Annotated in this window: 23 protein-coding genes; 16 read left to right on the top strand and 7 right to left on the bottom strand. The window is 64.1% G+C overall.

What is annotated here, in order from left to right:
• Positions 1 to 18 precede the first annotated feature (18 nt).
• Positions 19 to 777: an SDR family NAD(P)-dependent oxidoreductase gene (locus XH91_RS22430; RefSeq protein ID WP_128952590.1), complete on the bottom strand. Its 759-nt coding sequence runs from the start codon at positions 775 to 777 to the stop codon at positions 19 to 21.
• A gap of 160 nt (positions 778 to 937) precedes the next feature.
• Here XH91_RS22430 and XH91_RS22425 point away from each other — a divergent pair, with 160 nt between their 5' ends.
• The 11 genes from XH91_RS22425 (at position 938) to XH91_RS22370 (ending at position 12356) form a co-directional block, all read left to right on the top strand.
• On the top strand, positions 938 to 2203 hold the full coding sequence (locus tag XH91_RS22425; protein ID WP_128952589.1) for an extracellular solute-binding protein: 1266 nt from the start codon (positions 938 to 940) through the stop codon (positions 2201 to 2203).
• Positions 2204 to 2217: 14 nt separating this feature from the next.
• On the top strand, positions 2218 to 3144 hold the full coding sequence (locus XH91_RS22420) for a carbohydrate ABC transporter permease (RefSeq protein ID WP_430644520.1): 927 nt from the start codon (positions 2218 to 2220) through the stop codon (positions 3142 to 3144).
• Entirely contained in the window at positions 3137 to 3985 is an 849-nt protein-coding gene (locus tag XH91_RS22415) for a carbohydrate ABC transporter permease (protein WP_128952587.1), read from the top strand. The genes XH91_RS22420 and XH91_RS22415 overlap by 8 nt, the downstream gene beginning before the upstream one ends.
• A gap of 22 nt (positions 3986 to 4007) precedes the next feature.
• Positions 4008 to 5105: a Gfo/Idh/MocA family protein gene (locus tag XH91_RS22410; RefSeq protein ID WP_128952586.1), complete on the top strand. Its 1098-nt coding sequence runs from the start codon at positions 4008 to 4010 to the stop codon at positions 5103 to 5105.
• A 10-nt stretch (positions 5106 to 5115) separates the two neighbouring features.
• A complete protein-coding gene (locus XH91_RS22405; RefSeq protein ID WP_128952585.1) occupies positions 5116 to 5760 on the top strand; it encodes a ThuA domain-containing protein in 645 nt (214 codons plus the stop codon).
• Positions 5757 to 6806 (top strand): LacI family DNA-binding transcriptional regulator, encoded by a 1050-nt coding sequence (locus XH91_RS22400; protein ID WP_128952584.1) that lies wholly within the window; start codon positions 5757 to 5759, stop codon positions 6804 to 6806. Before XH91_RS22405 ends, XH91_RS22400 begins: the two co-directional genes overlap by 4 nt.
• 402 nt (positions 6807 to 7208) lie before the next feature.
• Positions 7209 to 8159, top strand: a complete 951-nt coding sequence (locus XH91_RS22390; protein WP_128952582.1) for a PDR/VanB family oxidoreductase — start codon at positions 7209 to 7211, stop codon at positions 8157 to 8159.
• A 14-nt stretch (positions 8160 to 8173) separates the two neighbouring features.
• Complete coding sequence (locus tag XH91_RS22385) at positions 8174 to 9514, top strand: aromatic ring-hydroxylating dioxygenase subunit alpha (RefSeq protein ID WP_128952581.1); 1341 nt, start codon at positions 8174 to 8176, stop codon at positions 9512 to 9514.
• A complete protein-coding gene (locus XH91_RS22380; RefSeq protein WP_128952580.1) occupies positions 9511 to 9987 on the top strand; it encodes an aromatic-ring-hydroxylating dioxygenase subunit beta in 477 nt (158 codons plus the stop codon). The genes XH91_RS22385 and XH91_RS22380 overlap by 4 nt, the downstream gene beginning before the upstream one ends.
• 7 nt (positions 9988 to 9994) lie before the next feature.
• The gene (locus XH91_RS22375; protein WP_128952579.1) at positions 9995 to 11611 is read left to right on the top strand and encodes an ATP-dependent acyl-CoA ligase; all 1617 of its coding nucleotides are present in this window, start codon (positions 9995 to 9997) and stop codon (positions 11609 to 11611) included.
• 16 nt (positions 11612 to 11627) lie between these two features.
• A complete protein-coding gene (locus XH91_RS22370) occupies positions 11628 to 12356 on the top strand; it encodes an SDR family NAD(P)-dependent oxidoreductase (RefSeq protein WP_128952578.1) in 729 nt (242 codons plus the stop codon).
• Positions 12357 to 12579: 223 nt separating this feature from the next.
• Here the strand turns inward: XH91_RS22370 and XH91_RS22365 are convergent, their stop codons facing one another.
• The 4 genes from XH91_RS22365 to XH91_RS22350 all read right to left on the bottom strand — a co-directional run bounded on the left by XH91_RS22365 (position 12580) and on the right by XH91_RS22350 (position 17368).
• Positions 12580 to 13005: a MarR family winged helix-turn-helix transcriptional regulator gene (locus tag XH91_RS22365; protein ID WP_245477178.1), complete on the bottom strand. Its 426-nt coding sequence runs from the start codon at positions 13003 to 13005 to the stop codon at positions 12580 to 12582.
• A 56-nt stretch (positions 13006 to 13061) separates the two neighbouring features.
• Positions 13062 to 13556: a MarR family winged helix-turn-helix transcriptional regulator gene (locus XH91_RS22360; RefSeq protein WP_128952576.1), complete on the bottom strand. Its 495-nt coding sequence runs from the start codon at positions 13554 to 13556 to the stop codon at positions 13062 to 13064.
• Positions 13557 to 13632: 76 nt separating this feature from the next.
• Positions 13633 to 15198, bottom strand: coding sequence for an indolepyruvate oxidoreductase subunit beta family protein (locus tag XH91_RS22355; RefSeq protein WP_128952575.1), 1566 nt, complete (start codon positions 15196 to 15198; stop codon positions 13633 to 13635).
• Positions 15199 to 15208: 10 nt separating this feature from the next.
• Positions 15209 to 17368 (bottom strand): thiamine pyrophosphate-dependent enzyme, encoded by a 2160-nt coding sequence (locus tag XH91_RS22350; protein WP_128952574.1) that lies wholly within the window; start codon positions 17366 to 17368, stop codon positions 15209 to 15211.
• Between the two features lie 126 nt (positions 17369 to 17494).
• Here XH91_RS22350 and XH91_RS22345 point away from each other — a divergent pair, with 126 nt between their 5' ends.
• Genes XH91_RS22345 through XH91_RS22325 form a run of 5 tightly spaced genes read left to right on the top strand, consistent with a single transcriptional unit; the run spans position 17495 to position 21064 of the window.
• A complete protein-coding gene (locus tag XH91_RS22345; protein ID WP_128952573.1) occupies positions 17495 to 17866 on the top strand; it encodes a nitrilase-related carbon-nitrogen hydrolase in 372 nt (123 codons plus the stop codon).
• Complete coding sequence (locus XH91_RS22340) at positions 17851 to 18957, top strand: cupin domain-containing protein (RefSeq protein WP_128952572.1); 1107 nt, start codon at positions 17851 to 17853, stop codon at positions 18955 to 18957. Before XH91_RS22345 ends, XH91_RS22340 begins: the two co-directional genes overlap by 16 nt.
• A gap of 45 nt (positions 18958 to 19002) precedes the next feature.
• Positions 19003 to 19911: a fumarylacetoacetate hydrolase family protein gene (locus tag XH91_RS22335; protein ID WP_128952571.1), complete on the top strand. Its 909-nt coding sequence runs from the start codon at positions 19003 to 19005 to the stop codon at positions 19909 to 19911.
• Entirely contained in the window at positions 19911 to 20348 is a 438-nt protein-coding gene (locus tag XH91_RS22330; protein WP_128952570.1) for an acyl-CoA thioesterase, read from the top strand. Before XH91_RS22335 ends, XH91_RS22330 begins: the two co-directional genes overlap by 1 nt.
• A complete protein-coding gene (locus XH91_RS22325) occupies positions 20345 to 21064 on the top strand; it encodes a hypothetical protein (RefSeq protein WP_128952569.1) in 720 nt (239 codons plus the stop codon). The genes XH91_RS22330 and XH91_RS22325 overlap by 4 nt, the downstream gene beginning before the upstream one ends.
• Here the strand turns inward: XH91_RS22325 and XH91_RS22320 are convergent.
• Together XH91_RS22320 and XH91_RS22315 are read right to left on the bottom strand one after the other, a co-directional pair.
• Positions 21061 to 22008 (bottom strand): DUF4432 family protein, encoded by a 948-nt coding sequence (locus XH91_RS22320; protein ID WP_164933735.1) that lies wholly within the window; start codon positions 22006 to 22008, stop codon positions 21061 to 21063. The two genes, XH91_RS22325 and XH91_RS22320, sit on opposite strands and share 4 nt — an antisense overlap.
• On the bottom strand, positions 22005 to 23543 hold the full coding sequence (locus XH91_RS22315; RefSeq protein WP_128952567.1) for a sulfatase: 1539 nt from the start codon (positions 23541 to 23543) through the stop codon (positions 22005 to 22007). The genes XH91_RS22320 and XH91_RS22315 overlap by 4 nt, the downstream gene beginning before the upstream one ends.
• Positions 23544 to 23550: the final 7 nt, after the last annotated feature.

Genomic DNA, 23550 nt, shown 5'->3' with positions numbered 1-23550 from the left:
TCAGGCGCAGGCAGCGTCTCAGACCCAGCCGCCATCGACGATGTAGTGCTGGGCGGTGCAGGCGGAGGCCTCGTCCGAGGCGAGGAACAGGGTGAATTTCGCGACCTCATCAGGCACGAGCCGACGCTTCAGGCACTGGCGCTGCTGCAGTTCGGCCTCGCCGGCGGGCGTCATCCATTTCTCGAGCTGGCGCTCGGTCATGATCCAGCCCGGCGCAATTGCGTTCACGCGGATATTGTAGGGACCGTAGTCGCGCGCCAACGAGCGCGTCAGCCCGATCACGCCTGATTTGCTGGCGGTGTAGGCGGCCATGCCGCCTTGTCCGGCGATCCACGATACCGAGCCGAAATTGATGATGGCGCCTGACTTGGCCGCCTTCATGTCCGGCAACACGGCCTGCGACGCAAAGAACTGATGCTTCAGGTTCACCGCGATGCGGTCGTCCCAATATTCCGGCGTCATTTCCTCGGTCTTGTGCCGTTCGTCATGCGCGGCGTTGTTGATCAGGATGCTGATCGGCCCGTGTGCCTTGCGGGCCTCCTCGACACCGGCGCGCAGGGCCGGAATGTCGGTCAGGTCGACGCGCTGGAAATGCGCAGCAAGTCCTTGATCCGACAGCTCGCGCGCCAGGCGCTGGCCTTCCTCGGCCTTGATGTCGAAGAACACGACCTTGGACTTCTGCTCCGCGAAGCGCCGCACGATCGCAGCGCCAATTCCCGCAGCACCTCCGGTGACGAGCACAACCTTGCCGGCGAGGTCGGAATAGATGGCGGCCATGGGAACCTTCCAGTTTGTTAGGGGCGGCGAACGCCGCCCGACTCTTTTGCAGACCTTATCCGTTTGTCCCGTGAGGTGCATATGTCAGAATTTTAGTTGCGTACCTCAAAATCTGAAGGCAGGATTGCGCCCAAAGAATAAAAGCCGTTGGGAGGTTGTGATGAGACTGCTCGGGAAGCTGGGATTCGCCGTCGCCGCATGCCTATTTGGCGCCAATGTCGCGGCAGCCGACACCGTCGTGAAATGGCTCCACATCGAGGTCAATCCGGCCCAGGTGAAGATCTGGGAGGAGGTCGCGCGCAGCTATGAGGCCTCGCACCCCGGTGTGAAGGTCGAGATGCAGTTCCTGGAGAACGAGGCCTACAAGGCCAAGCTGCCGACCATCCTGCAATCCAAGGATCGGCCGAACATCATCTACAGCTGGGCCGGCGGCGTCTTGAAGACGCAGATCGAAGCCGGCGTGCTGGAAGACATCACCGATTCCGTGAAGAGCGGCGGCTATAGCGACACGATCGCACCGGCGGCGCTCGCCGCCTTCACTCAGAACGGCCGCGTCTATGGACTTCCGATCGCGCTGTCGCAGGTCGGTTTCCTCTACAACAAGGATTTGATGGCCAAGGGTCATGTCGATGCAAGCAAGATCAAGACATGGGACGATCTGCTCGGCGCGGTGAAAACGCTGAAGGCCGCGGGTGTTACGCCGATAGTGGTTGGCGGTGCCGATAAGTGGCCGCTGCATTTCTACTGGACCCATCTCGCGGTGCGCATCGGCGGCAAGCCGGCCTTCGATGCAGCGCTGAAAGGGGAAAACGGTGGCTTCGCCGGTGAAACTTTCCAGAAGTCCGGTGAGCTGTTCAAGCAGCTCGTTGATCTCCAGCCCTTCCAGAATGGCTTCCTCGGCTCCAAGAACCCGCAGGCCGTCGGCTATTTCGGTGACGGCAAGGCTGCGATGATCCTGGCCATCTCGTCCTTCTATCACACCCAGCGCGCGCTCGCCGCCGACAAGGTCGGTCTTTCCGACGACAAGCTTGGCTGGTTCGATTTTCCGGTCGTTCCGGGCGGCAAGGGTGAGCCGTCAGACACGCTGGGCGGCATCACCGGATGGCTGGTCACCAAGGACTCGCCGAAGGAGGCAGTCGATTTCCTGAAGTACTTCATCTCCAAGGACGTGCAGGCGCGGCTCGCCGCCGGCAACTTCATTGTTCCCGTCGTTAAGGGCGGCGAGGCGGGCCTCAAGAGCGACTTCATGAAGCAGATCGCGGCCAATCTGGCGAAGTCCAACTATCATCAGAACTTCTATGACCAGAGCCTCGGCCCCTCGGTCGGCCGCGTCGTCAACGACGTCTCGGCGGAGATTGCCGGCGGCAGCATGAGCCCGCAGGACGCCGCGAAAGCGATCGAAGCGGCGTACAAGCAGGGTAACTGACGGTGGCGCGTCGGATGGCGATCGCCTCGCCGATCAACGTTGCCGGCGAGGCGGCTCCGCAGGCGCTGCGTGGCCCGGGCTGGGACGGCCGCTTCACCGTCCTGATCCTGTTCCTGCCGCCGGCGCTGCTGCTGTTCACGCTGTTCGTGGTGCTGCCGATCGGGGAGGCGGCATGGTACTCGGGCTTCAACTGGAACGGTTTCGGCAGGCCGACCCAATGGATCGGCTTCGACAATTATCGCTTCGTCTTGGAAACGCGCGCATTCTGGCTCGCGCTGCGCAACAACGGGCTGATCATCGCTGTCTCGCTCGCGATCCAGCTGCCCCTCGCGCTAACATTGGCCCTGATGCTGGCCGAGAAGTTTCGCGGCGCGGTGGCGCTGCGCATGCTGTTCTTCATGCCCTACATCCTGGCGGAGATCGCGACCGGGTTGATCTTCTCCTTCGTCTATGACGGCGACTACGGTCTTGTCGCGTCGATCTGGCGCTTCTTCGGCGCCGAGCCGCCGTATCTGCTCGCCTCGACCGACACGGCCATGCTGGCGGTGCTGATCGTGATCGTGTGGAAGTATTTCGGCTTCCACATGATGCTGTTCATCGCGGCGCTGCAGAGCCTCGACAAGAGCCTGGTCGAGGCGGCGCGGATCGACGGCGCGACGCGTTCGCAAACCCTGCGCCATGTCGTGATTCCCTTGCTCTACCCGACCATCCGGCTCTCGGTGTTCTTCGCCATCGTCGGCTCGCTGCAGCTGTTCGATCTCGTCATGCCGCTGACGCGCGGGGGACCGGCGGATTCCTCCAACACCATGGTGAGTTTCCTCTACAACAACGGCATCTCGCGCATGCGCGTCGGCTATGGCAGCGCCATCGGCGTCATCCTGTTCGCGATCTGCGTGACCTTTGCCTTCACCTACAAGCGATGGTTCATGCGCGATGAATAGTGCAGAAACTGCCCGCGCTCCGTTCGATCCCGCCGTGCTGTTCAAGGCGGCGTTTCTCGGCATCGTTGCCATCTTCGTGCTGGTGCCGCTGCTGGCAACCCTGCTCGGCGGCTTCAAATCGCTCGGCGAATTGCGCGTCAATCCGTTCGGTCTGCCCCATCATTGGGAATGGCAGAACTACGCCGACATCCTGTTCTCGGGGCGCTACTGGCAACTGCTGCGCAACTCGCTGATCATCTCGACCCTCACGGTGACATTGACGCTGATCACGGCCTCGATGGCGGCGTTCACCTTCGCTCACGTCAGGTTCTTCGGCTCGTCGATGCTGCTGAGCTATTTGACGCTCGGCCTGTTGTTTCCGGCGGCGACCGCCGTGCTGCCGCTGTTCATCAAGGTGCGCGATCTCGGCCTGCTCGACACCTATTTCGGCGTTGCGCTGCCGCAAGTGGCCTTCAGCCTCGCCATGAGCGTGCTGCTGCTGCGCCGCTTCTTCAAGGACATTCCCTATGAGCTGCTGGAGGCCGCGCTGGTCGACGGCTGCAGCTACATCAAGTTCTTTCGTTACGTGACGTTGCCATTGTCGCGGCCGATCCTGGCGACCGTCGGCACCATCACCTTCGTCAACAGCTGGAATGCCTACCTGCTGCCGCTGGTGATGCTCAACACCGATGCGCTCTATCCCTGGCCGCTCGGCATCATGGTCTACCAGGGCGAATATTCGTCCGAATGGCACCTGATCCTCGCCTTCATCACGCTCACCATCCTGCCGACGATCATTCTGTTCCTGCTGGCGCAAAAGCACATCGTCGCCGGCCTGACGGCGGGCGCGGTCAAGGGATGAATAAGACTTCACGGAGACAAGAATGAGAAAAGTCGGCGTCGGAATCATCGGCTGCGGTGTCATCAGCACCGCTTACCTCAAGGCAGCGCAGCGCTTTCCGGTCATGGAGGTGAGGGCGCTCGCCGACATGCGCAGCGATGTCGCGGAGCGCCAGGGCGCCGCCTTCAACCTGCCCGCGATGCGGGTCGACCAGCTGCTCAAGCGCGACGATGTCGAGATCGTGGTCAATCTCACCGTGCCGCTCGCCCATACCGATGTCAGCCTCGCCGTGCTGAACGCCGGCAAGCACGTCCATTCCGAGAAGCCGCTCGGCATCAACGTCGCTGAAGCCCGCAAGGTGATGGATCTCGCCGCGCAGAAGAACCTGCGCGTCGGCTGCGCGCCCGACACGTTCCTCGGCGGCGGGCACCAGACGGCGCGCAAGCTGATCGACGACGGCGCGATCGGCACGCCGGTCGCGGGCAGCGCCTTCTTCGGCTGCCCCGGCCACGAGCGCTGGCATCCGGCGCCGGGCTTCTACTATTCGCGCGGCGGCGGGCCGATGCTGGACATGGGGCCGTATTACATCACCGATCTCGTGCAACTGCTGGGGCCTGTCGCCAGCGTGATGGGCTCGACCGCGCGCCCGAGATCCGAGCGTCTGGTCACCAGCCAGCCGATGAGCGGCACCTTGATTCCAGTCGAGGTGTCGACCCACGTCGCGGGCACGCTCGAATTCGAGAACGGAGCGGTCGTCTCTGTTACGATGAGCTTCGATGTGCCGAAGCACCGCCACGCGCCGATCGAGATCTATGGCGACAAGGGCAGCATGCTGGTGCCCGACCCGAATCGCTTCGGGGGCGAGGTGCAGGTCGCCAAGACCGGCGGCGAATTTGAGACGATGCCGTTGACGCACGGTCATGTCGAAGGCGAGTTCCGCTCGATCGGCGTCGCCGACATGGCCTCGGCGATCCTGAACAACCGGCCACACCGCGCCAGCGGCGCGCTCGCCTTCCACGTGCTCGAGGTGATGGAGGCGTTCCAGACCTCGGCGGACGAAGGCCGCCGGGTCAAGATCGAAAACCGCGTCGAGCGGCCGGCGATGCTGCCGGCCGGACGTGAAACCGGACAGATCGACTGAGGGAATGAGCATGCGCAAGGCATTGATTGTATGGGGCGGCTGGCCGGGACACGATCCCGATCTCTGTGCCTCGATGATCCGCGGCTGGCTGAAGGCGGAAGGCTTCGATGTCCGGATCGAAACCACGACCGAGGCATTCGGCGATCCCGGGATCCATGATCTCTCGCTGATCATCCCGATCTACACCATGTCGAAGATCGAGAAAGCGGATGCGCTCAATCTCTGTGCGGCGGTGCGCAGCGGCGTCGGGCTCGCCGGTCATCATGGCGGCATGTGCGATGCGTTCCGCGATTCCGTGGATTACCAATTCATGTGCGGCGGGCAGTGGGTTGCGCATCCCGGCAACATCATCGATTACAAGGTCGACGTGACCAAGCCCGACGATCCCATCATGAAGGGCCTGAAGAGTTTCGAGCATCGTTCCGAGCAGTATTACATGCATGTCGACCCCGCGATTGAAGTGCTGGCGACGACGACCTTCACCGGCGAGCACGCATCCTGGATCGATGGCGTGCTGATGCCCGTGGTCTGGAAGAAGCCATATGGCGCGGGCCGGGTATTCTATTCCTCGCTCGGTCATCGTGCCTACGAGCTCGACGTGCCGGAGATCCGGACGTTGATGACCCGCGGCATGCTGTGGGCGGCGCGCGAATGACGGATAGCGCGACCCAGCCCATGGTTCGCGCCACACTCGAGGACGTCGCGCGCGCCGCGGGGGTTTCGCTCGCCACCGTCGATCGCGTCGTCAACAGGCGCGAAGGCGTGCGCGCCAAGACTGTCGCGCGTGTCGAGGCCGCGGTGGCAAAGCTCGGCTATCGTGCCGACGTCGCGGCTGCACGTCTCGCCCGCGGACAGACGTTTCGTTTCGCCTTCGTGCTGCCGACGGGCAGCAACAGCTTCATGACCAATCTGTCCGAGCAGGTCCAGCGCACCGCCGACTGGCTTGCCGGCCAGCGCGGCTTCATCGACATCCTCCACGTCGACGTGTTCGATCCTGATGTCCTTGCCGGCGCGTTGGATGATTTGCCGCCGGTCTATCAGGGGGTCGCCGTGGTCGCGCTCGACCATCCCAAGGTCCGCGGCGCGATCGACGAACTGACCGCTCGCGGGGTCGTCGTGGTGACCCTTGTGTCGGATGCGCCGAGCTCGCGCCGTCTGCACTATGTCGGTATCGACAATCCGGCCGCGGGCCGGACCGCGGCGACGCTGATGGGGCGCTTCCTCGCAGGCCGCGAAGGGAAGGTCGCCGTCATCGCCGGATCGTTGTCGCTGCGCGATCACACCGAGCGGCAATTCGGCTTCCACCAGATATTGTCCAGCGAGCATCCGAACCTCGCGACATTGCCCCTCATGGAGGGCCGCGACGACAGCGTGCGCACGCGGGAGCTGACCACCGCGCTGCTGAAGCGCCATGCCGACCTGCGCGGCATCTATTGCTGCGGCGCCGGCAATCGCGGCATTGCCGAGGCGCTCGAGGCGTCCGGCCGCGCGCGCGACGTGGTCTGGATCACCCATGAGCTGACCCAGCATACGCGGCGCTTCCTGGTGCGCGGCACGCTCGATGCGATCATCAACCAGGACCCCGGCCACGAGGCGCGCTCCGCCGCGCGGGTGCTGCTGGCGCATTGCATGGAAGAGCCGATCAGCCCCGACCAGGAGCGCATCCGGATCGACATTTTCCTGCGCGACAACCTGCCGTAACGGCCGGTTGGGTTGCAGGGCAATCGCATATGGGAGCACGATGCGGCAGCATCGGCAGTGCGCTCCCTCTCCCGCTTGCGGGAGAGGGCTGGGGAGAGGGTGCCTCCGCAATGGGGCAATCCCCCAGAGGAAAGAACCCTCACCCGCCACGCTCGGGACGATGCTTCGCATCGCCCGGGGCGTGTCGGCCTCTCCCGCAAGCGGGAGAGGCGGAGCAAGCCCCGCGACAGTCTGCATGAATGCACATGCAATTGCACACGCGCAACGCACCAAGAGCTCCATCTTCGCAAATAGTTAGTGGCGCAATAAGCGCCCGGCCGGACCTGTCCCGCGCCGGCGATTGACAGGCAATTATTACATGTCTAAAAATATGCAAATTCATATAATTCACGAGACGCCTGAATGGACGCGCATCCGCTCAAGCTCAAGGTCAGGTCGTATGCCGCGGAGACGCCGTTCGTACGGAGCCTTGTGTTTGGCGTGGAGGACGGTGTCGTGCCGCGATGGCAGGCCGGCGCGCATCTGCGCGTGGCGCTCCCTGACGGAGGCGACCGCCCGTACTCGCTGATGGCGTTGCCGGGCCTGCCTGAGGATGCGCTGGCCCTCGGGGTGCTGCGCGAGGAGGCCTCGACCGGCGGCTCGCAATTCATGCACGCGCTGAAGGTCGGCGATGTCGTCAAGGCGAGCGCGCCGGTCAACAATTTTTGCCTGCACGAGGGGAGCGCGCCGGCGCTGCTGTTTGCCGGCGGCATCGGCATCACGCCCGTTCTGTCGATGGCGGCGGAGCTCGCGGCGCGGGGGAGCCCTTATCGCTTGCACTATGCGGGGCGCACGCAAGGGCTGCTGGCGTTCCTGCCGCAATTGCAGGCCATCTGCGCCAAGAGCCTCTCTGTTCACTACGACAGCGACGAGTCTCGGCTCGACATCGCCGCTGCGCTCGGCGCTGCCGCCGCGAACGCCCACATCTATGTCTGCGGCCCCTCAGGCATGATCGACGCGGTGAAGGCGGGCGCGCTTGCCGCCGGCGTGTCAGCCGACCGCATCCATTATGAGCTCTTCAAATCCGAACAGCCGTCCTCACCCGACCGGCCGTTCGAGGTCGAGATCATCTCGACCGGGCAGGTCGTCGGCGTCGCGGCGGGACAGACCATCATCCAGGCGCTGGAAGCCGCCGGGTTGGAGGTCCTCTACGACTGCCAGCGCGGCGATTGCGGCATCTGCCAGTGCGGCGTCATCGAGGGGGTGCCTGATCATCGCGATGTCATCCTCAGCGATGACGAGAAGGCGTCCAACAAGGTCATGCAGATCTGCGTGTCACGCGCCAAGTCGGAACGTCTGGTGCTGGATCTCTAGGGGCGAGGGACGACATGAAGAAATATGGAGAGAATGCCGAGGCGATTGCGGCGCTGGTGCGCGAGGCCGAGGTGCACCGCGACGTCTATGTCGACCCCGAGATCTTCGAGCTCGAGATGGAGCACCTGTTCCCGAACAGCTGGATCTATGTCGGCCATGCGAGCCAGCTGGCGAAGCCTGGCGATTTCATCACGGCCAATATTGGCCGGCAGCCTGTCATGGCGAGCCGCCATAGCGACGGCTCGATTCACGTGTTTTACAATCGCTGCCCGCACAAGGGCGTGAAGATCGCCTCCGAGCCTTGTGGCAACACCGGAAAGTTTTTCCGCTGCCCCTATCATGCCTGGTCCTTCAAGACCGACGGCTCGCTGCTCGCGATCCCCCTGAAGAAGGGCTATGAGGGCACCGGCTTCGGCGACACCCAGGCCAATGAGGGGCTGTCGAAAGTCAAAAACGTCGTCATCTACCGGGATTTCATCTTCGCCCGCCTCAGCGTTTCAGGCGTCTCCTTCGAGGATTATTTCGGTGAAAGCCTCTCGACCATCGACAACATGGTCGACCGCTCGCCGGAGGGGAAGCTGGCAGTCCAGGCGACGCCGATCCGCTATATGCACACCTGCAATTGGAAGATGCTGGTCGAGAACCAGACCGACACCTGCCATCCCATGGTCGCGCATGAGAGCTCGGCCGGAACGGCGGTCAAGGTCTGGAAGCGTGAGCAGGGCGATTCCACGGAGACGCCGATGGCGGTGCAGCTCTACGGTCCCTTCATGAGCCCGTACGAGTTCTACGAGCAGAGCGGCATCAGGATCTGGCCGAACGGCCACGGCCATACCGGCGTCGCCAACTCCATCCATTCGAACTATCAGGATGTTTCAGGCTATCTCGACCAGATGGTCGCGGCCTATGGCGAGCAGCGCGCCCACGAAATCCTCGGCGAGGTCAGGCACAACACGGTCTATTTCCCCAACATCATGGTGAAGGGCGCCGTCCAGATCCTGCGCAATTTCATCCCCATCGCGGTCGACAAGACGCTGGTCGAGAGCTGGGTCTATCGCCTGGTGGGCGCGCCCGACAAGCTGTACGAGCGGGCACTGATGTACAATCGCTTCATCAACGCGCCGACCTCGATCGTCGGACACGACGATCTCGAGATGTACGAACGGGCGCAGGAAGGGTTGAAGTCCAACGGCAACCAATGGGTCAATCTGCGGCGGCTCTACGACGGCCATGAGGAGCAGGACGTCACGGCTGTCATCAACGGCACGTCGGAGCGGCAGATGCGAAACCAGTTCCACGCCTGGGCCAAATTCATGACCATGGACATGGGCAAGCGCATCGAGGCCGCGGAATGATCGACGAGAAGGACATCGCAGAGTTCATCTACCGCGAGGCCGAGCTGCTCGATACGATGCAGTGGCAGGCCTGGCTCGATCTGTTTCACCCGGAGGGACGCTACTGGATGCCGCTGGAATGGCAACAGCAGGATCCGGTGCTGCAGCCGTCCCTGATGTACGAAGATCTGCTGCTCCTGAAAGTCCGTGTCGAACGCCTTGCCGGCGAGCGCACCTTCAGCCAGAAGCCGAAGAGCCGCTGTCATCATCTGCTCCAGTCGCCCAGGATCGTGGCGTGCGTTCCTGAAGCCGGCGTGTTCAAGGCGCGGACGTCCTACATCTACACGGAGACGCGCGGCGACATGCTGGAGCGTTATTCCGGCTGGGCCTCGCACGATCTCGTCCAGGTCGGCGATGCCCTGAAGATCAGGCTCAAGCGGGTCGATCTCGTCAATTTCGATGCGCCGTTCGGCAACATTCAGCTTTTCATGTGAGACTGCCTTGACCGCTGCGACCACAGTCTACCAACGCTTTCGCGAGACCACGCTCCGCCGGGGCGAGGTAGGCTTTCTCAACGTCCTGCCGGAAACCGCTGAGATCTACGGCATCGCCGCCGGTGAGATTACCTACCGCGCCATGCTCGATCGGGTTGAGCGTTGGCGCGCGGCCTTCGCAAGCCGCGGCTATGGCGAAGGCCACCGCGTCGGGCTGCTACTCCAGAACAGGCCTGTTTTCGTCGAATTGTGGTTCGCACTCAACGCGCTCGGCGTCTCCGTGGTGCCGATCAACCCGGATCTGCGCCTCAGCGAACTCGAATACATCATCGCGCATTCCGAGATGAACGCGGCCTTCGTGCTCGCCGATCGGCGTGACGAGGTGGAGACGGCGGCCCGTCAGGCCGGCCGGCCGATCCCTGTCGTGACGGAGGAGGGCGACGTTCCCGCGCCTTTCGGCGGCGCGCGGCCCGCGAGCGCGGGCGATGGCTCGACCGAATGCGCGCTGCTCTATACGTCAGGGACGACGGGCCAGCCCAAGGGCTGCGTGCTCACCAACATTTATTTCCTGCATTCCGGCAATTGGTATCGGGATGTCGGCGGCCTGATCGATCTCAAGCCTGAGGGCGAGCGCATGATCACGCCGTTGCCGCTGTTCCACATGAACGCGATGGCGGTGTCGCTGATGGCGATGCTGTCGGTCGGCGGCTGCCTGACCATGCTCGATCGCTTCCATCCTCGCTCCTGGTGGGCGTCCGTGCGTGGCAGCCGCGCCACCTGCCTGCACTATCTCGGCGTGATGCCCTCGATGCTGATGAGCGCACCGGCGTCGGAACAGGATCGCGCGCACAGCGTGCGCTTCGGATTCGGTGCCGGGGTCGACAAGCTGCTGCATGCGCCGTTCGAGCAGCGCTTCGGCTTTCCGCTGCTGGAAGCCTGGGCAATGACCGAGACCGGCAGCGGCGGCGTCATCGCCGCCAATGTCGAGCCGCGCAAGGTCGGCACCAGCTGCTTTGGTCGTCCGGCCCCTGAGGTCGAGATTCGGATCGTCGACGATGGCGGCAACGATGCGCCGGTGGAGGTGCCAGGCGAGCTGCTGGTGCGGCGGACAGGCTCCGACCCGCACTACGGTTTCTTCCGCGAATATCTGAAGAACGAGGCGGCCACCGCTGAAGCGTGGGCAGGCGGCTGGCTGCACACCGGCGATATCGTGTCGCGCGATGCCGACGGCGATCTGCATTTCGTCGATCGCAAGAAGAACGTGATCCGCCGCTCCGGCGAGAACATCGCCGCGGTCGAGGTCGAATCCGTCCTCAACCGCCATCCCGCGATCCGGCAGGCCGCGGTCGCCGCGACGCCTGATCAGGTGCGCGGTGACGAGGTCGCAGCCGTGATCATCACTGAGAAAGCCGGCGCCGACCGCGCGCTGGCCGAAGAGATCGTGCGCTGGAGCCTGGAGCAGATGGCCTATTACAAGGCGCCCGGTTGGGTCGCTTTCGTCGACAGCCTGCCTCTGACGGCCACCGAGAAGATCCAGCGCGGCGGGCTGAAAGACTTCGTCACCAAACTGATGCGCGAGGGCGCGTTCTTCGACCTGCGCGACCTCAAGAAGCGGCAAGTCTGATCGAGGAGGTCTGATCATGGGCGAGGCGCGCACCACCCTCATCACCGGCGGCAATTCCGGGATCGGCGAGGCCCTGGCGAAGAAGCTCGTCGCGCGCGGCGAGCGCGTCGTTTCAGTCGGGTTGGAGCAGCCGACATGGACGCACGAGTTGCTCACGGCCTATTGCGCCGATCTGTCCAATCTCGCGGAGACGCGCGAAATCGCGCAGGAGATTTGCCGCGATCACGCCATCGACCGCCTCGTGCACAATGCCGGCGTGATCCTGCCAAACCTGCTGCCCGATGCCAGGCCGGAAGACATCTTGATGCTGGCGCAGCTGCATCTGGGCGCGCCGATGCTGCTGACCCAGGCCGCGCTGGAGGGGATGCTGGCGCGCCGCTTCGGGCGCATCGTGTTCGTCTCCTCGCGTGCCGCGATGGGCGCGGCGACGCGCTCGGCCTATTCGGCGACCAAGGCCGGCGTGCACGGCATGGCGCGGACCTGGGCGCTGGAGCTTGCCGCGAGCGGCATCACCGTGAATGTCGTAGCTCCAGGGCCGATCCTCACCGACAATTTCTGGGGCATCATCCCGAAGGGCTCCGAGCAGCAGGAGCGGATGGCGCGCAACGTGCCGGTCGGGCGGCTCGGCTCGCGCGAGGACGTCGCGCACGCGATCTCGTTCTTCCTCGACGAGCACTCGGATTTCGTCACCGGCCAGGTGCTCTATGTCTGCGGCGGCACCAGCCTCGTCGGCCTCGGGCCGTGATATCTGCCGTCTAACGCGGAATGGCTTTGGGTTGAGTCGCGTGCCGCGAACTCGGTTCACCTCGCCCGCTTGCGGGAGAGGTCGGCGCGAAGCGCCGGGTGAGGGCTTTCTCCTCTAGGGGAGTGTCCCATTGCGGATGTACCCTCACCCCAACCCTCTCCCGCAAGCGGGAGAGGGAGCGCACCTCCGCCGTTGCAGCGATCGAGCCTCATCGCGTCGCGCTTTAGATCTGGTTCTGCCTGATGTTCTCGACCATCTTGGCCAGCACGCGCGCGCAGACCTCGATGTCGTCAGGCTCGATGCCTTCGATCAGCCTGTCGTAATTGTTCGCCATGATCGGCCAGATCTTGCGCAGCAGCGCTTCACCTTCAGGCGTCAGGCCGACGACGCGGCGGCGCTGGTCCTCCTCGGCGATCTCGCGCTTGACGAGGCCCGACGACACCATGGACTCGACCATGCGGCTCGCCGTCGACTGCTCGGTCACCGCGAGCACGGCAACCTCGTTGACCGTGAGGGTCTTGTAGATGAACAGCACCGACAGCGTCCGGAACACGACATTGTTGATGCCGTGCTCGCTGAGGTCGCGGTTCTGATCGAGGTTCCAGCGATTGGCAAGCCGGTTGAACAGATACGGAATGTAGGTTTGCAACTGGTCCCGCGTCCTCGGCGGACCCGATTTCCATCTGCTCTTGGATTCTCTGGCCATTATCTCTTGCGACTTTGCTTCTTGCTCTCGGTATGATCATTTGAGGACAGCGATTTCAGCACGGACAGCGCGCCCTCCAGCTCCCGCACCGGGATGGTCTCGAACCGCTTGGCGAGATGCGTTTTGTGAACATCGGCCGCCTTCCTGAACAGCGCTTCGCCCTTCGGCGTCAGGCGTACGATGAAGGACCGCCGGTCCTCGCTCGACATCTCCCGGCTGATCAGATCATCGGCGAGAAGACGCTGCACCAGGCCGGAGACATTGCCGCCGGTCACCTTCAGGTTTTGCGACAATTGCCCGAGCGCAAGGCCATCCCGGTAACGATCGAGCTGGGCCAGCACGTCGAACTTTGCCAGCGACAGGCCGAACTCGGAGTTCAGCATCGCATTGAGCGAGGCAAACAGTTCGCCATGCAGCGACAGCAATTGCAGCCAGAGCCGGGTTTCGATCTGCCCGGGGACGGAAACAACGTTCTCTTTGAGTGCTGCCGGCATCGCATGACCATCGAGGACAGAATGTCTCGTCAATTGGCGGGATTATCGCGAATCTTTCGCTCCGATTAACAACTTATCACGCAAAAGTCTTGATGGTCTGGATTACGCCGTCGAGCGCGGTGCCGGCGCTGTCCTTCAGCGCGGCCTCGCGCAATCGGCGCGCCCAATCGGCGGCATCCTCGCGGCGCTCGACCAGTTTGATCGCAGCCAGCGTCCTGTCGAATTTCGACAGGCCCCGGCTATGCGTATCCGAATAGCCTTTGACGAGCCGGCGGCATTGCAGGATCTCGACGCCGAGCCGGTAGTTCGTGCCGACCGCCTCGGTCGCGGCCTTCAGCCATGCATCCCGGTGCGCGGTCTCGATGGCGTGACGCAGCGAGCGGCGGCGCAGGCCGCGCATCCCGCCCACGGCATAAAGCACCAGGAACCAGGGCAGCGAATAGGTCTTCACGCGGCGCCCTTTGTTGACGCGCCGATCGAGCCAGCCGAGCAGGCGCGGCCGCGCGCCAAGCCAGCGGCCAAAGCCAGCGGGCAGCATGCCCATCACTTCCTCCATGCGCGGATGCATGAACTCCGTGGTTTGCAGCACCTGTCCGTCCGACATCTCGAGCTCGCTCTCGATGCGGGCGCGGCGACCGGCACGCGTCTTGAGGTCGGCGACGCGGATCACGTCGTCATAGCTCATGGCATTGGCGAGGTACTTTGCCGCGACTTCCGTGAAGGCATAGCCGTGTGCGCTGCCGCGGGCGCCTTGGTCGGCCGCGTGCAGCGTCTTGAGGATGTCGAGATATTCGCCGCCATAGGCGACGTCTTGGAAGTCCACGACTTTCCGCAGTCCCGCACGCGCCATGGCAAGCGCGGGCTCGGGCAGCTCCTGGTTCAATCTTGCGATCAGCGCGCCGAGCTGCGGATCGGGCGGTGCGGAAGAGGGGATTGTGCCGGCCGGTTTGGCTTGCGCCGGTGCCGCAACCTCGGCAGGTCCGGTCTTGACCCGCGCAAAGGCGGCCTCGAACGTCTCGACGCTGGCCTTGGCGCCCTTGCCGCCGGCGCGGATGACGTCGAGATAGCTGTCGCGGCTGAACGGCAGCACATCGGCCGCCGCGAGCGCACCGAACATCGCCGCCGAAATGACGCTGCCATGGGCGACCGCCAGCGCGTTCAGATCGAAGATGATCTCGGTCTTGGCCGCGATCCCGATGGCGCCGGTGACGGCGCCGCTGTCGGCAATGCCGTTGCCCGGCGCGATCTTCTCGCCGACCGCGAACGAGCGGTGGTTGGACGCGATCAGCGTGGTACGGTCAGGCGTCACGAGGCCGCGCAGGATCGAGCGGCCGGCCTCCATGAACTCCGCCGCCATCACCACGTCGACGTCGCCGGGCGTCGGCATCAGCGACAGGATCGGCTTGCGGCCATCGAGCGGCGGCATCGCCTCGATGTAGTAGATGGTCGCGCCGGTGCGCTGCGCAACGCCGGGCACCGAGGTCGATTGCGCGACCCAGCCGTGGTTCTCGGCAAGCTGCACGATCCAGTCGGTCAGCACGCCGCCGCCCTGGCCGCCCATCGCGACGATCGCGATCGAGATCGGCCGCTCGGTTGCTTCGCCCGAAGCGGGCAGGGCCAGTCGGACCGTGTCGTCCCTCATGCCCGGATTCTCATATTAAGGCCTCGAGCGCCGGCCGCCGGTGGTCGCGCCGCCGCTGCAGCCAGCCGATCACGCTCATGGCGACCTTCGACTTGAACCTGTCCCATCCGCTCGGATTGTGAATCACGTCGGCGCGGTAGAACGAGGGGCAGAGCACCGCGGCCTCCGAGACCTCGCCGCAATTGCCGCAGCCGACGCAGGAATTGTCGATCGCCGCAACCGGATCGTCGCGCAGGGGATCGTCGAGCTGCTTGACCGACAGCGACGGGCAGCCGGACAGACGGATGCAGGCATGGTCGCCGGTGCAGACATCCTCGTCGACGCCGAAGCGTTCCTTGACGATGCGCACGCCGTCGTGGATGGCCTTATTGATTTGCGGCTTCACGCGGCGCTGCTTGTTCAGCATGCATTCGGAGGAGGCGACGATGACCTTGGGACCTTCGTCCTTGGTCGTCAGCGCTTCCTTCAGCGTGTCGCGCATCTTGCCGACGTCATAGGTGCGGTCGAGCTGGCGCACCCATTGGCCTCCGATGCCCTTCACCGCCTTGACAATCGAATTGTTGGTGTCGCGCCGCTTGTTGATCGCGCGCGAGGACAGGATGTCCTGACCGCCGGTCGCCGACGTATAGTAGTTGTCGACGATGACGAAGACGCCGTCATGCTTGTTGAACACGGCATTGCCGATGCCGCTGGTCAGGCCGTTGTGCCAGAAGCCGCCGTCGCCCATCACTGCGATCGAGCGCTTGTCGGCCTTGACGTTGAACGCCGAGGTCGAGGCCGGACCGAGGCCGAAGCCCATCGTGGTCGCGCCGATGTTGAACGGCGGCAGGATCGAGAACAGATGGCAACCGATGTCGGCGGAGACGTGGTGCTGGCCGAGCTCTTCCTCGACCAGCTTCATGGCGGCGAAGATCGGCCGCTCCGGGCAGCCGGTGCAAAGCCCGGGCGGCCGCGCCGGCACGACCTGCTTCAGCTTCTCGACCGCGGGATGATTGAGCACGGGCGCGGCATCAGGCGCCGGTGGCCGGTTGCCGAGCAGCCGCGGCTCGGTCTTCTCCAGGAACTCCCTGATGCCGCCGAGCAGCACCTGCGCGGTGTAGTCGCCGCCCATCGGCAGCACGTCCTTGCCGTGGACGCGCGCCTGAATGTCGCGGCGCCGCAGCACGGTGTTGATCGCCTGCTCCAGATATTCCGGCTGTCCCTCTTCGACGACGAGCACCGCATCCTTGCCGGCGCAGAACTCCGCGACCTCCGTGTCGATCACGGGGTAGGTGACGTTCATGACGTAAAGCGCCACCTGCGTGTTGCCGTAGGCGTCCGACAGGCCGAGATATTGCAGCGCGCGGATGACATTGTTGTACATGCCGCCCTGCATGATGATGCCGACCTTGCTCTCCTTCGGCCCCATCCATTCATTCAGCTTGTTGTCGCGGATGAATCCGATGGCCGCGGGCATCCGCGTCTTGATCTTCTCCTGCTCGTGCTCGTAGGCCGCCGGCGGCAGCACAATGCGGTTGACGTCGCGCTTGGGATTGTTGAGCGCGTCCTTGATCGTGTGGGCGGGCCTGACATTGTCCTTGCAGGCGAAGCTGCCGTGCATGTGACAGGCGCGGACGCGCACCTCCAGCATCACGGGCGTATTGGAGACTTCCGAGAGCTCAAAGCCCTTCTCGATCAGATTGACGATGCATTCGTGCTCGGGGCGGGGATCGAGCAGCCATATCTGCGACTTCATCGCAAACGCATGCGTGCGCTCCTGCATGATGGAGGAGCCCTCGCCATAATCTTCGCCGACGATGATCATGGTGCCGCCGGTGACACCGCCCGAGGCGAGATTGGCGAGTGCGTCCGAGGCGACGTTGGTGCCGACGGTCGACTTCCACGCCACCGCGCCGCGCAGCGGATACATCACCGAGGCCGACAGCATCGCCGCGGCGGCGGCTTCATTGGCGGAGCTCTGGAACACGACGCCGAGATCGTCGAGCACGTCCTTGGCGTCGGCGAGCACGTCCATCAGGTGCGAGATCGGCGAGCCCTGGTAACCGCCGACATAGGCGACGCCGGATTGCAGCAGCGCCTTGGTGATGGCGAGGATGCCTTCGCCGCGGAAGGTGTCGCCGTCGCCGAGCCGGAGATCCTCGACTTCGCGAGCAAAGGAACGTTCAGCCATTGCACCCTCCAGAAATATGCGTTAGCATACGTTTACATGTGAAGTAAGTCAACGCGCGCCATGCTATCATGCCTGCGGTTGTCGCTTCCGGCGAGGCGGGCATGAGCAAGCCGACAGGGTGGGTCGATGCTGAAGCTACAGCGCTTTAAAGCCGCCGCCGTCCGGACTTCACCAGTCTATCTCAATGCGAGCGCGACCGCCGACAAGGCTGCCTCACTGGTGCGTGAGGCTGCGGCCGACGGCGCCAGGCTCGTCGCGTTCCCCGAAGTGTTCGTGCCCGGCTATCCGCTTGCGGGGGAGGGTCGGGGAGAGGGTGGCTCCGCAACGGGCCACTCCCCCAGAGGAGAGAGCCCTCACCCGCCGCGCTCTGCGAGCGCGTCGGCCTCTCCCGCAAGCGGGAGAGGCGAAGGACCCGCGCGGCCAAATCCGTTCAACTACCTTATTTTGCTCGGGTTGAAGCCAGACAGGACTTGGAGGACAGTATGCGCGAGAACGTGATCGGCCGGGCCAATGTCGAGGACACGCCCGAGCTCAAGGCCTATTACAAGGACCTCGAAAAATACGAAGCCGGCGCGCTCTGGACGGTCGCCAACAAGATCGAGCCGTGGGCGCCGCAATCCGCCTCCGTCCCCGTGCTCTGGCGCTACAAGGATCTGCGCGAGCACGTGCTGCGCTCGGTCGAGCTGGTCTCGCCGGAGAAGGCGGGGCGGCGGGTGATCTATCTCAACAACCCCGGGCGCCGCGACGTCTCCGCCGCGGTCGGCTGGCTCTATTCGGGATTGCAGGTGATGCATCCCGGCGAGGTCGCCACGGCCCATGCGCACTCCGCCTCGGCGCTGCGTTTCATCATGGAAGGCGCGGGCGCCTACACCGTCGTCGACGGTCACAAGATGACGCTGGGCGCGCGGGATTTCGTGCTGACGCCGAACGGCACCTGGCACGAGCACGGCGTCGAAGGCAACGGCTCGGTCTGCATCTGGCAGGACGGCCTCGACATTCCGCTGGTCAACGCGCTGGAGGCCAATTTCTTCGTCGTGCATCCAAAGCTCCAGCAGGAGCCGTCGTTCTATCCCGTCGACGACATGACCAAGACCTGGGGCAATCCCGGTCTTCGGCCGGCCGGCTCGAAATGGTCGAAGGGCTATTCCCCCATGTTCAAATATGAGTGGGAGCCGACCTACGAGTCCTTGCAGAAATACGCCGCTGCAACAGACGGCTCGCCCTACGACGGCACGCTCATGAACTACGTCAACCCGATCACCGGCGGCCATGTGATGCAGACGATCGGCGCCAGCATGCAGATGCTGCGGCCCGGCGAAAAAACAAAATCGCATCGCCACACCGGGAGCTTCCTCTACCAGGTCGCCAAGGGGCACGGCTATTCGATCATCGGCGGCAAGCGGCTCGACTGGGAGGAGCGGGACATCTTCTGCGTTCCCTCCTGGGCCTGGCACGAGCACGGCAATGCCTCCGCGAGCGAGGATGCCTGCCTGTTCTGCTTCAACGATCTCCCTGTCATCGAAGGTCTCGGGCTCTATCGGGAAGAGGCCTATGGCGACAATGGCGGCTACCAGTCGGTCGCGGCCTGACACCCTCTCGCGGAATTCAACCAGAACAGCCGGATCAAATCTTTCATGCGTCTCGTCACCTATACCTTGGGCAACAGCGGTGCCCGTCTGGGAGCCCTCGTCAATGGACTGGTCGTCGATGTCGAGCATCTCGGTGCGGCCAGCGGCGTGACATGGCCTGATGACATGCTGTCGTTCATCGACAACAGCGTGACCCTGCTGCCGGCGCTCAAGGAGGCACTGGAGGCGGCCGACGCTCGCTTCCCGGCCGGCTCCGCCGTTTCGGTCGAGGACGTCAAGCTGCAGGCGCCGATTCCGCGCCCGCGCAAGAACATCTTTGGCATCGGCCTGAACTACCGCGCCCATGTCGCGGAATCCGCCAAGAGCCTCGACACCAGCAACGACCTGCCGAAGCAACCGGTCGTCTTCTCCAAGCCGCCGACCTCGGTGATCGGCCCGGGCGGCGCTATCCAGCACAACGCCAAGATGACGCAGCAGCTCGACTGGGAGGTCGAACTCGCCGTCATCATCGGCAAGACCGCAACACGCATCTCCACCGACAGCGCGATGGACCACGTGTTCGGCTATTCCGTGATGATCGACATTTCCGCGCGCGACAACCGCCGCGCCGGGCAGTGGATCTTCTCCAAGGGCATGGACACCTATGCGCCGTTCGGTCCCTGCATCGTCACCGCGGACGAGATTCCAGATCCGCAGAACTTGCGGCTATGGCTGACCAAGAACGGCGTCATGAAGCAGGACTCCAACACCAAATACATGATCTTCGACATCCCGGTCCTGATCTCGGACATCTCGTCGGGCATGACGCTCGAGCCGGGCGACATCATCGCAACAGGGACGCCGGAGGGTGTCGGCGCCGGCATGAGCCCGCAGGAATGGCTATGGCCGGGCGACGTGGTGGAGGCCGGGGTCGACGGCGTCGGTGTCATCAGGCACCCGGTCGTTGCGATCTGATGACGGTCTTCAAGTTCGATCGCGAGCTCAGGTTCGGAGATTGCGACCCCTCGGGGATCGCGTACTTCCCATCCTACCTGGACATCCTCAACGGCGTCGTCGAGGACTTTTGGGCGAGGGTCGGTTTTCCGTGGCAGGAGCTGATCACCATCAGGAAGATCGGGACGCCCACGGTGCATCTCGCCTGCGATTTCTCGCGGCCCTCGATGTTCGGCGACCTCCTGACGTTCAACTTGCGTATCATCAAGGTCGGCGGCTCCTCGCTCCATCTGGGGCACGTCATATCAGGCGCGAACGGCCCGCGCTGGCGCGCGCGGCAGATCCTTGCCGCAACTTCGCTGGTCGACCATCATGCGATCCCATGGCCCGATGACATCAGAGCCGCGCTCGTGTCGCATGTGAGCGCGGGCGAGGGCGCGGAGGCAACGCCGGCATGATCTCGCTGTTCATGACGTTCTCGGATTCTGCGGGCGAACGGCGCGTTCATCCCGATGAGGTGGACGCCGTCGCGGAGCTGGTCGGATCGATCCCCGACATGACCGAGGCCATGCTGTTCACACCGCTCGAACAGTCGGTCGATCATCCCTACAAGGCCGATGGCTCAGGCCCGGTGTTTGCGCTTCAACTGCGCTTTCCCGACCTGTTCGCCTGCGAGGCGGCGATGGATCGCGGCGGCATCCTAGCGAGCCTCGCAACCGGTGCAGGCCTGCCTGGCCTCACTGGCCTCGACGTCACGCACCAGGTGATGCTGACACGCGCATTCCCCGTCGATGTCGCCGAGCATCCGGCAGGGACGACGACGACAACGCCATGCAGTTACCTCGTGCACTATCCCGGCCCGGCCGAGGACATCAACGCCTGGAACCTGCATTATCTCGAGCATCATCCGTCGATCATGCGGACCTTTCCCAACGTCCGCCAGATCGAGATCTACACCCGCATCGACTGGGTCGACCGCCTGCCGTCGCAGCGCGTTGAGCACATGCAGCGCAACAAGCTGGTGTTCGACAGCGCCGCGGCCCTCGCGCACGCGCTCGGCTCCGACGTGATCGAGCACATGCGCGCGGACTTCGTGAAGTTTCCGCCATTCGCAGGCGGCAACAAGCATTTTCCGATGCTGACGCGGGTGGTGCGGCCGAAGCGCCAGAATTAGCTCTTCACCTCGAACGCGATCTCCAAAGCGTAAGCGCGACTCTCGCCGGGCATCAGCACGGCTTCCGTTCCATTCACTTTAGCGCTGGTACAGGGCTCGATCGCAAGCACGCAGGCATGTGGCCGCAGGTCGTGCCAGAGCTGAAGATGAGGAAGCGTGCTGACGTCGAACGTGATGGCGATCTCCAGCATCGTGTCGTTGTCAACCGGCGTGGCCAGCTTGCAAGCCGCGGAGGCGCCCTGATCGCCGGCGGGAAAGCTGATGGATTCGGACGGCAACGAGAGGTCGGGCAGTGCCTTGACATCCAGCAGGCGCCGCGCGCCAAGGGTCACGGATGATCCCGGCGCGAGAGCGGGGTAACCGAAATTGAAATGATAAAGGCTCGCCTGCGGCGTGGGCTCGTTCGCAAGGTTGGTCACTTCGTCGCGAATGCGCAGGAGGTTGCCGCCGATGGGCGCCTCGAGCCGGCGCCTGAGGCGCAGCGCTTCGCCGCCAAACCGGAATTGCATCACCTCGCCTTCGCAGAACAGCACGGGCTCGGTCCGGCTCCAGTCTTCGCCGTGCGCCGTCACGCGCGCCGGCGTGAACGGCAGCCGGCCGTGCATGGGATGGCCTGGCACCGGCTGGCGAAAATGATCGAGGCCACAAGTGACGAGGAATCCGGAATTGGTACGGCTGTAGCCGCGCCCGCCATCTTCCTCCGGATGGTGCAAATGCGGACTGCGAAATCCCGCCATGCTCTGCCAGGCAATCGGCATGCCCCTCCACCAGAGCGGCCCGATGTCGAGCGACCGGTCGGCGAGTGTCCAGAAATCGAGACCGCCTCCGTTGGAGAAGGCGAGCGCGGCGACACCGCGCTCCACGCCCTCATCGAGCACGATGCGCCGGACGCTCGCGAACTGCCTGAGGTCGCCGACCTTGGCGCGCAGATCCCCGGCCGTCACGAGGACATCTCGCGTTGCGCCGCCGGTTCGGGCAGGTCGAGCCTGCCGAAAGCTTCTGATGGAGCCTCGTTGGCGGCCATCAGGCGCGCCATCAGCGCCACGAGGCGCGCCTCCTGCGCAGCGTCCTTCACCGGCTGCTGCTGGCCCGGATCCTTGGCGAGATCATAGAGCCGCGTGTCGTTCTCGAGCAGCGCGCCTGGTCCGTAATTGAGATACATCGGCGAACGCTCGATCACGGGGACCTTGAGCAGCTTGGCGCCCTTGGTGAAGGGGAAGCCGTCCGACAGCGATGCGCCGGCGAGCTCCTCGGGGAGGAACGGTGAGCGGATATGCGTCGGCATCACCGTGTACTGGAAGATTTCCTGCGTCGTCAGGTCGGCGGGAAAGCGATGATAGGTGTAGTGGCCATCGGTGACGTTCACGGCGCCGCCGAAATAGCCGAACAGCGCGGCCTCGCGTAACGGCTGGGCCGAATGCGCAGCCTTCAGGATCGAGTGTCCCTCCATTTCCCGCGGCGGCGCCACGTCGAACAGATCGAGGAATGTCGGCGCGAGATCGATGGACTGGGTGAGGACCCCGCTTCGCGCCCCGGGCTGCGGGCGCCGTGGATCGTGCACGAACAACGGAATGTGCACGATCTCCTCATAGAGATTCATGCGGTTCTTGGCCCAGAAATCGTGCTCGCCGAGCAGGAAGCCGTGATCGGTGGTGACGACGAGGGCGGTGTCCTTCCACATGTCGCGGCGGTCGAAATCGTCGAGCAACTGCCCGAGCAGGAAGTCGCACATCGACACCACGGCATAATAGTTGGCGCGCAATTCCTCGCATTCGGCCGGCAGCTCGTCGACCCTTCCATAGCGCGGCCAGTCGCGGATCGGCCCGTTCCAGCCGCTGTCGAACGGCGCCTTGAACCTGGCAGGTGCGTGGAACGGCTCATGCGGATCGAAGGTCTCGAGCTGGAGCAACCAGTTGTCGGCGTCGTAATTGCGGTCGAGGAAGTCGAAGGCGTGCGCAAAGCACTGCACCGACGGAAAGTCCTTCTCCTCCTTGATGAATTCGCGGTTGATGATGTTCTGCGAGTGGTATTTGCGCCGGTCGGTGGTGAACTGGCGCGCGTGATACATCTCGCGCAGCCGCTCCCAATGCGGTTGCACCATCGCCTTCCAGGGGTCGCCCTCCTGGCCGCGCACGAACTCGTAGCTGTCGTAGCGATTGTGATAGGTCGCCCCGCCATCCTCCCAATAGTGAAAGTGATCGGTGATGAGGTGGCTGTAGATGCCGGCGTGATGTAGAAGCTCCGGCATCGCGTTGTCGAACGGCTCGAGCGGGCCCCAGCTCCTGTGTAGGAAGCTCAGCCGGCCGGTGAGGAGATCGCGCCGCGCCGGCATGCAGGGCAGGCTGCCGACATAATGGCGATCGAAGGTCAGCGTCTTCGCGGCGAGGCGATCGAAGTTCGGTGTCGGAATTCGCTTGCCGCCATAGGCGCCGAGCAGATGGCGGTTGAGGGAATCAAAGAGAACGAAGACCGTCTTCATGGCATTT

It is taken from the genome of Bradyrhizobium guangzhouense (assembly GCF_004114955.1).
Classification (GTDB): Bacteria; Pseudomonadota; Alphaproteobacteria; order Rhizobiales; family Xanthobacteraceae; genus Bradyrhizobium; species Bradyrhizobium guangzhouense.
This window is presented reverse-complemented; position numbering and strand designations above follow the sequence as displayed.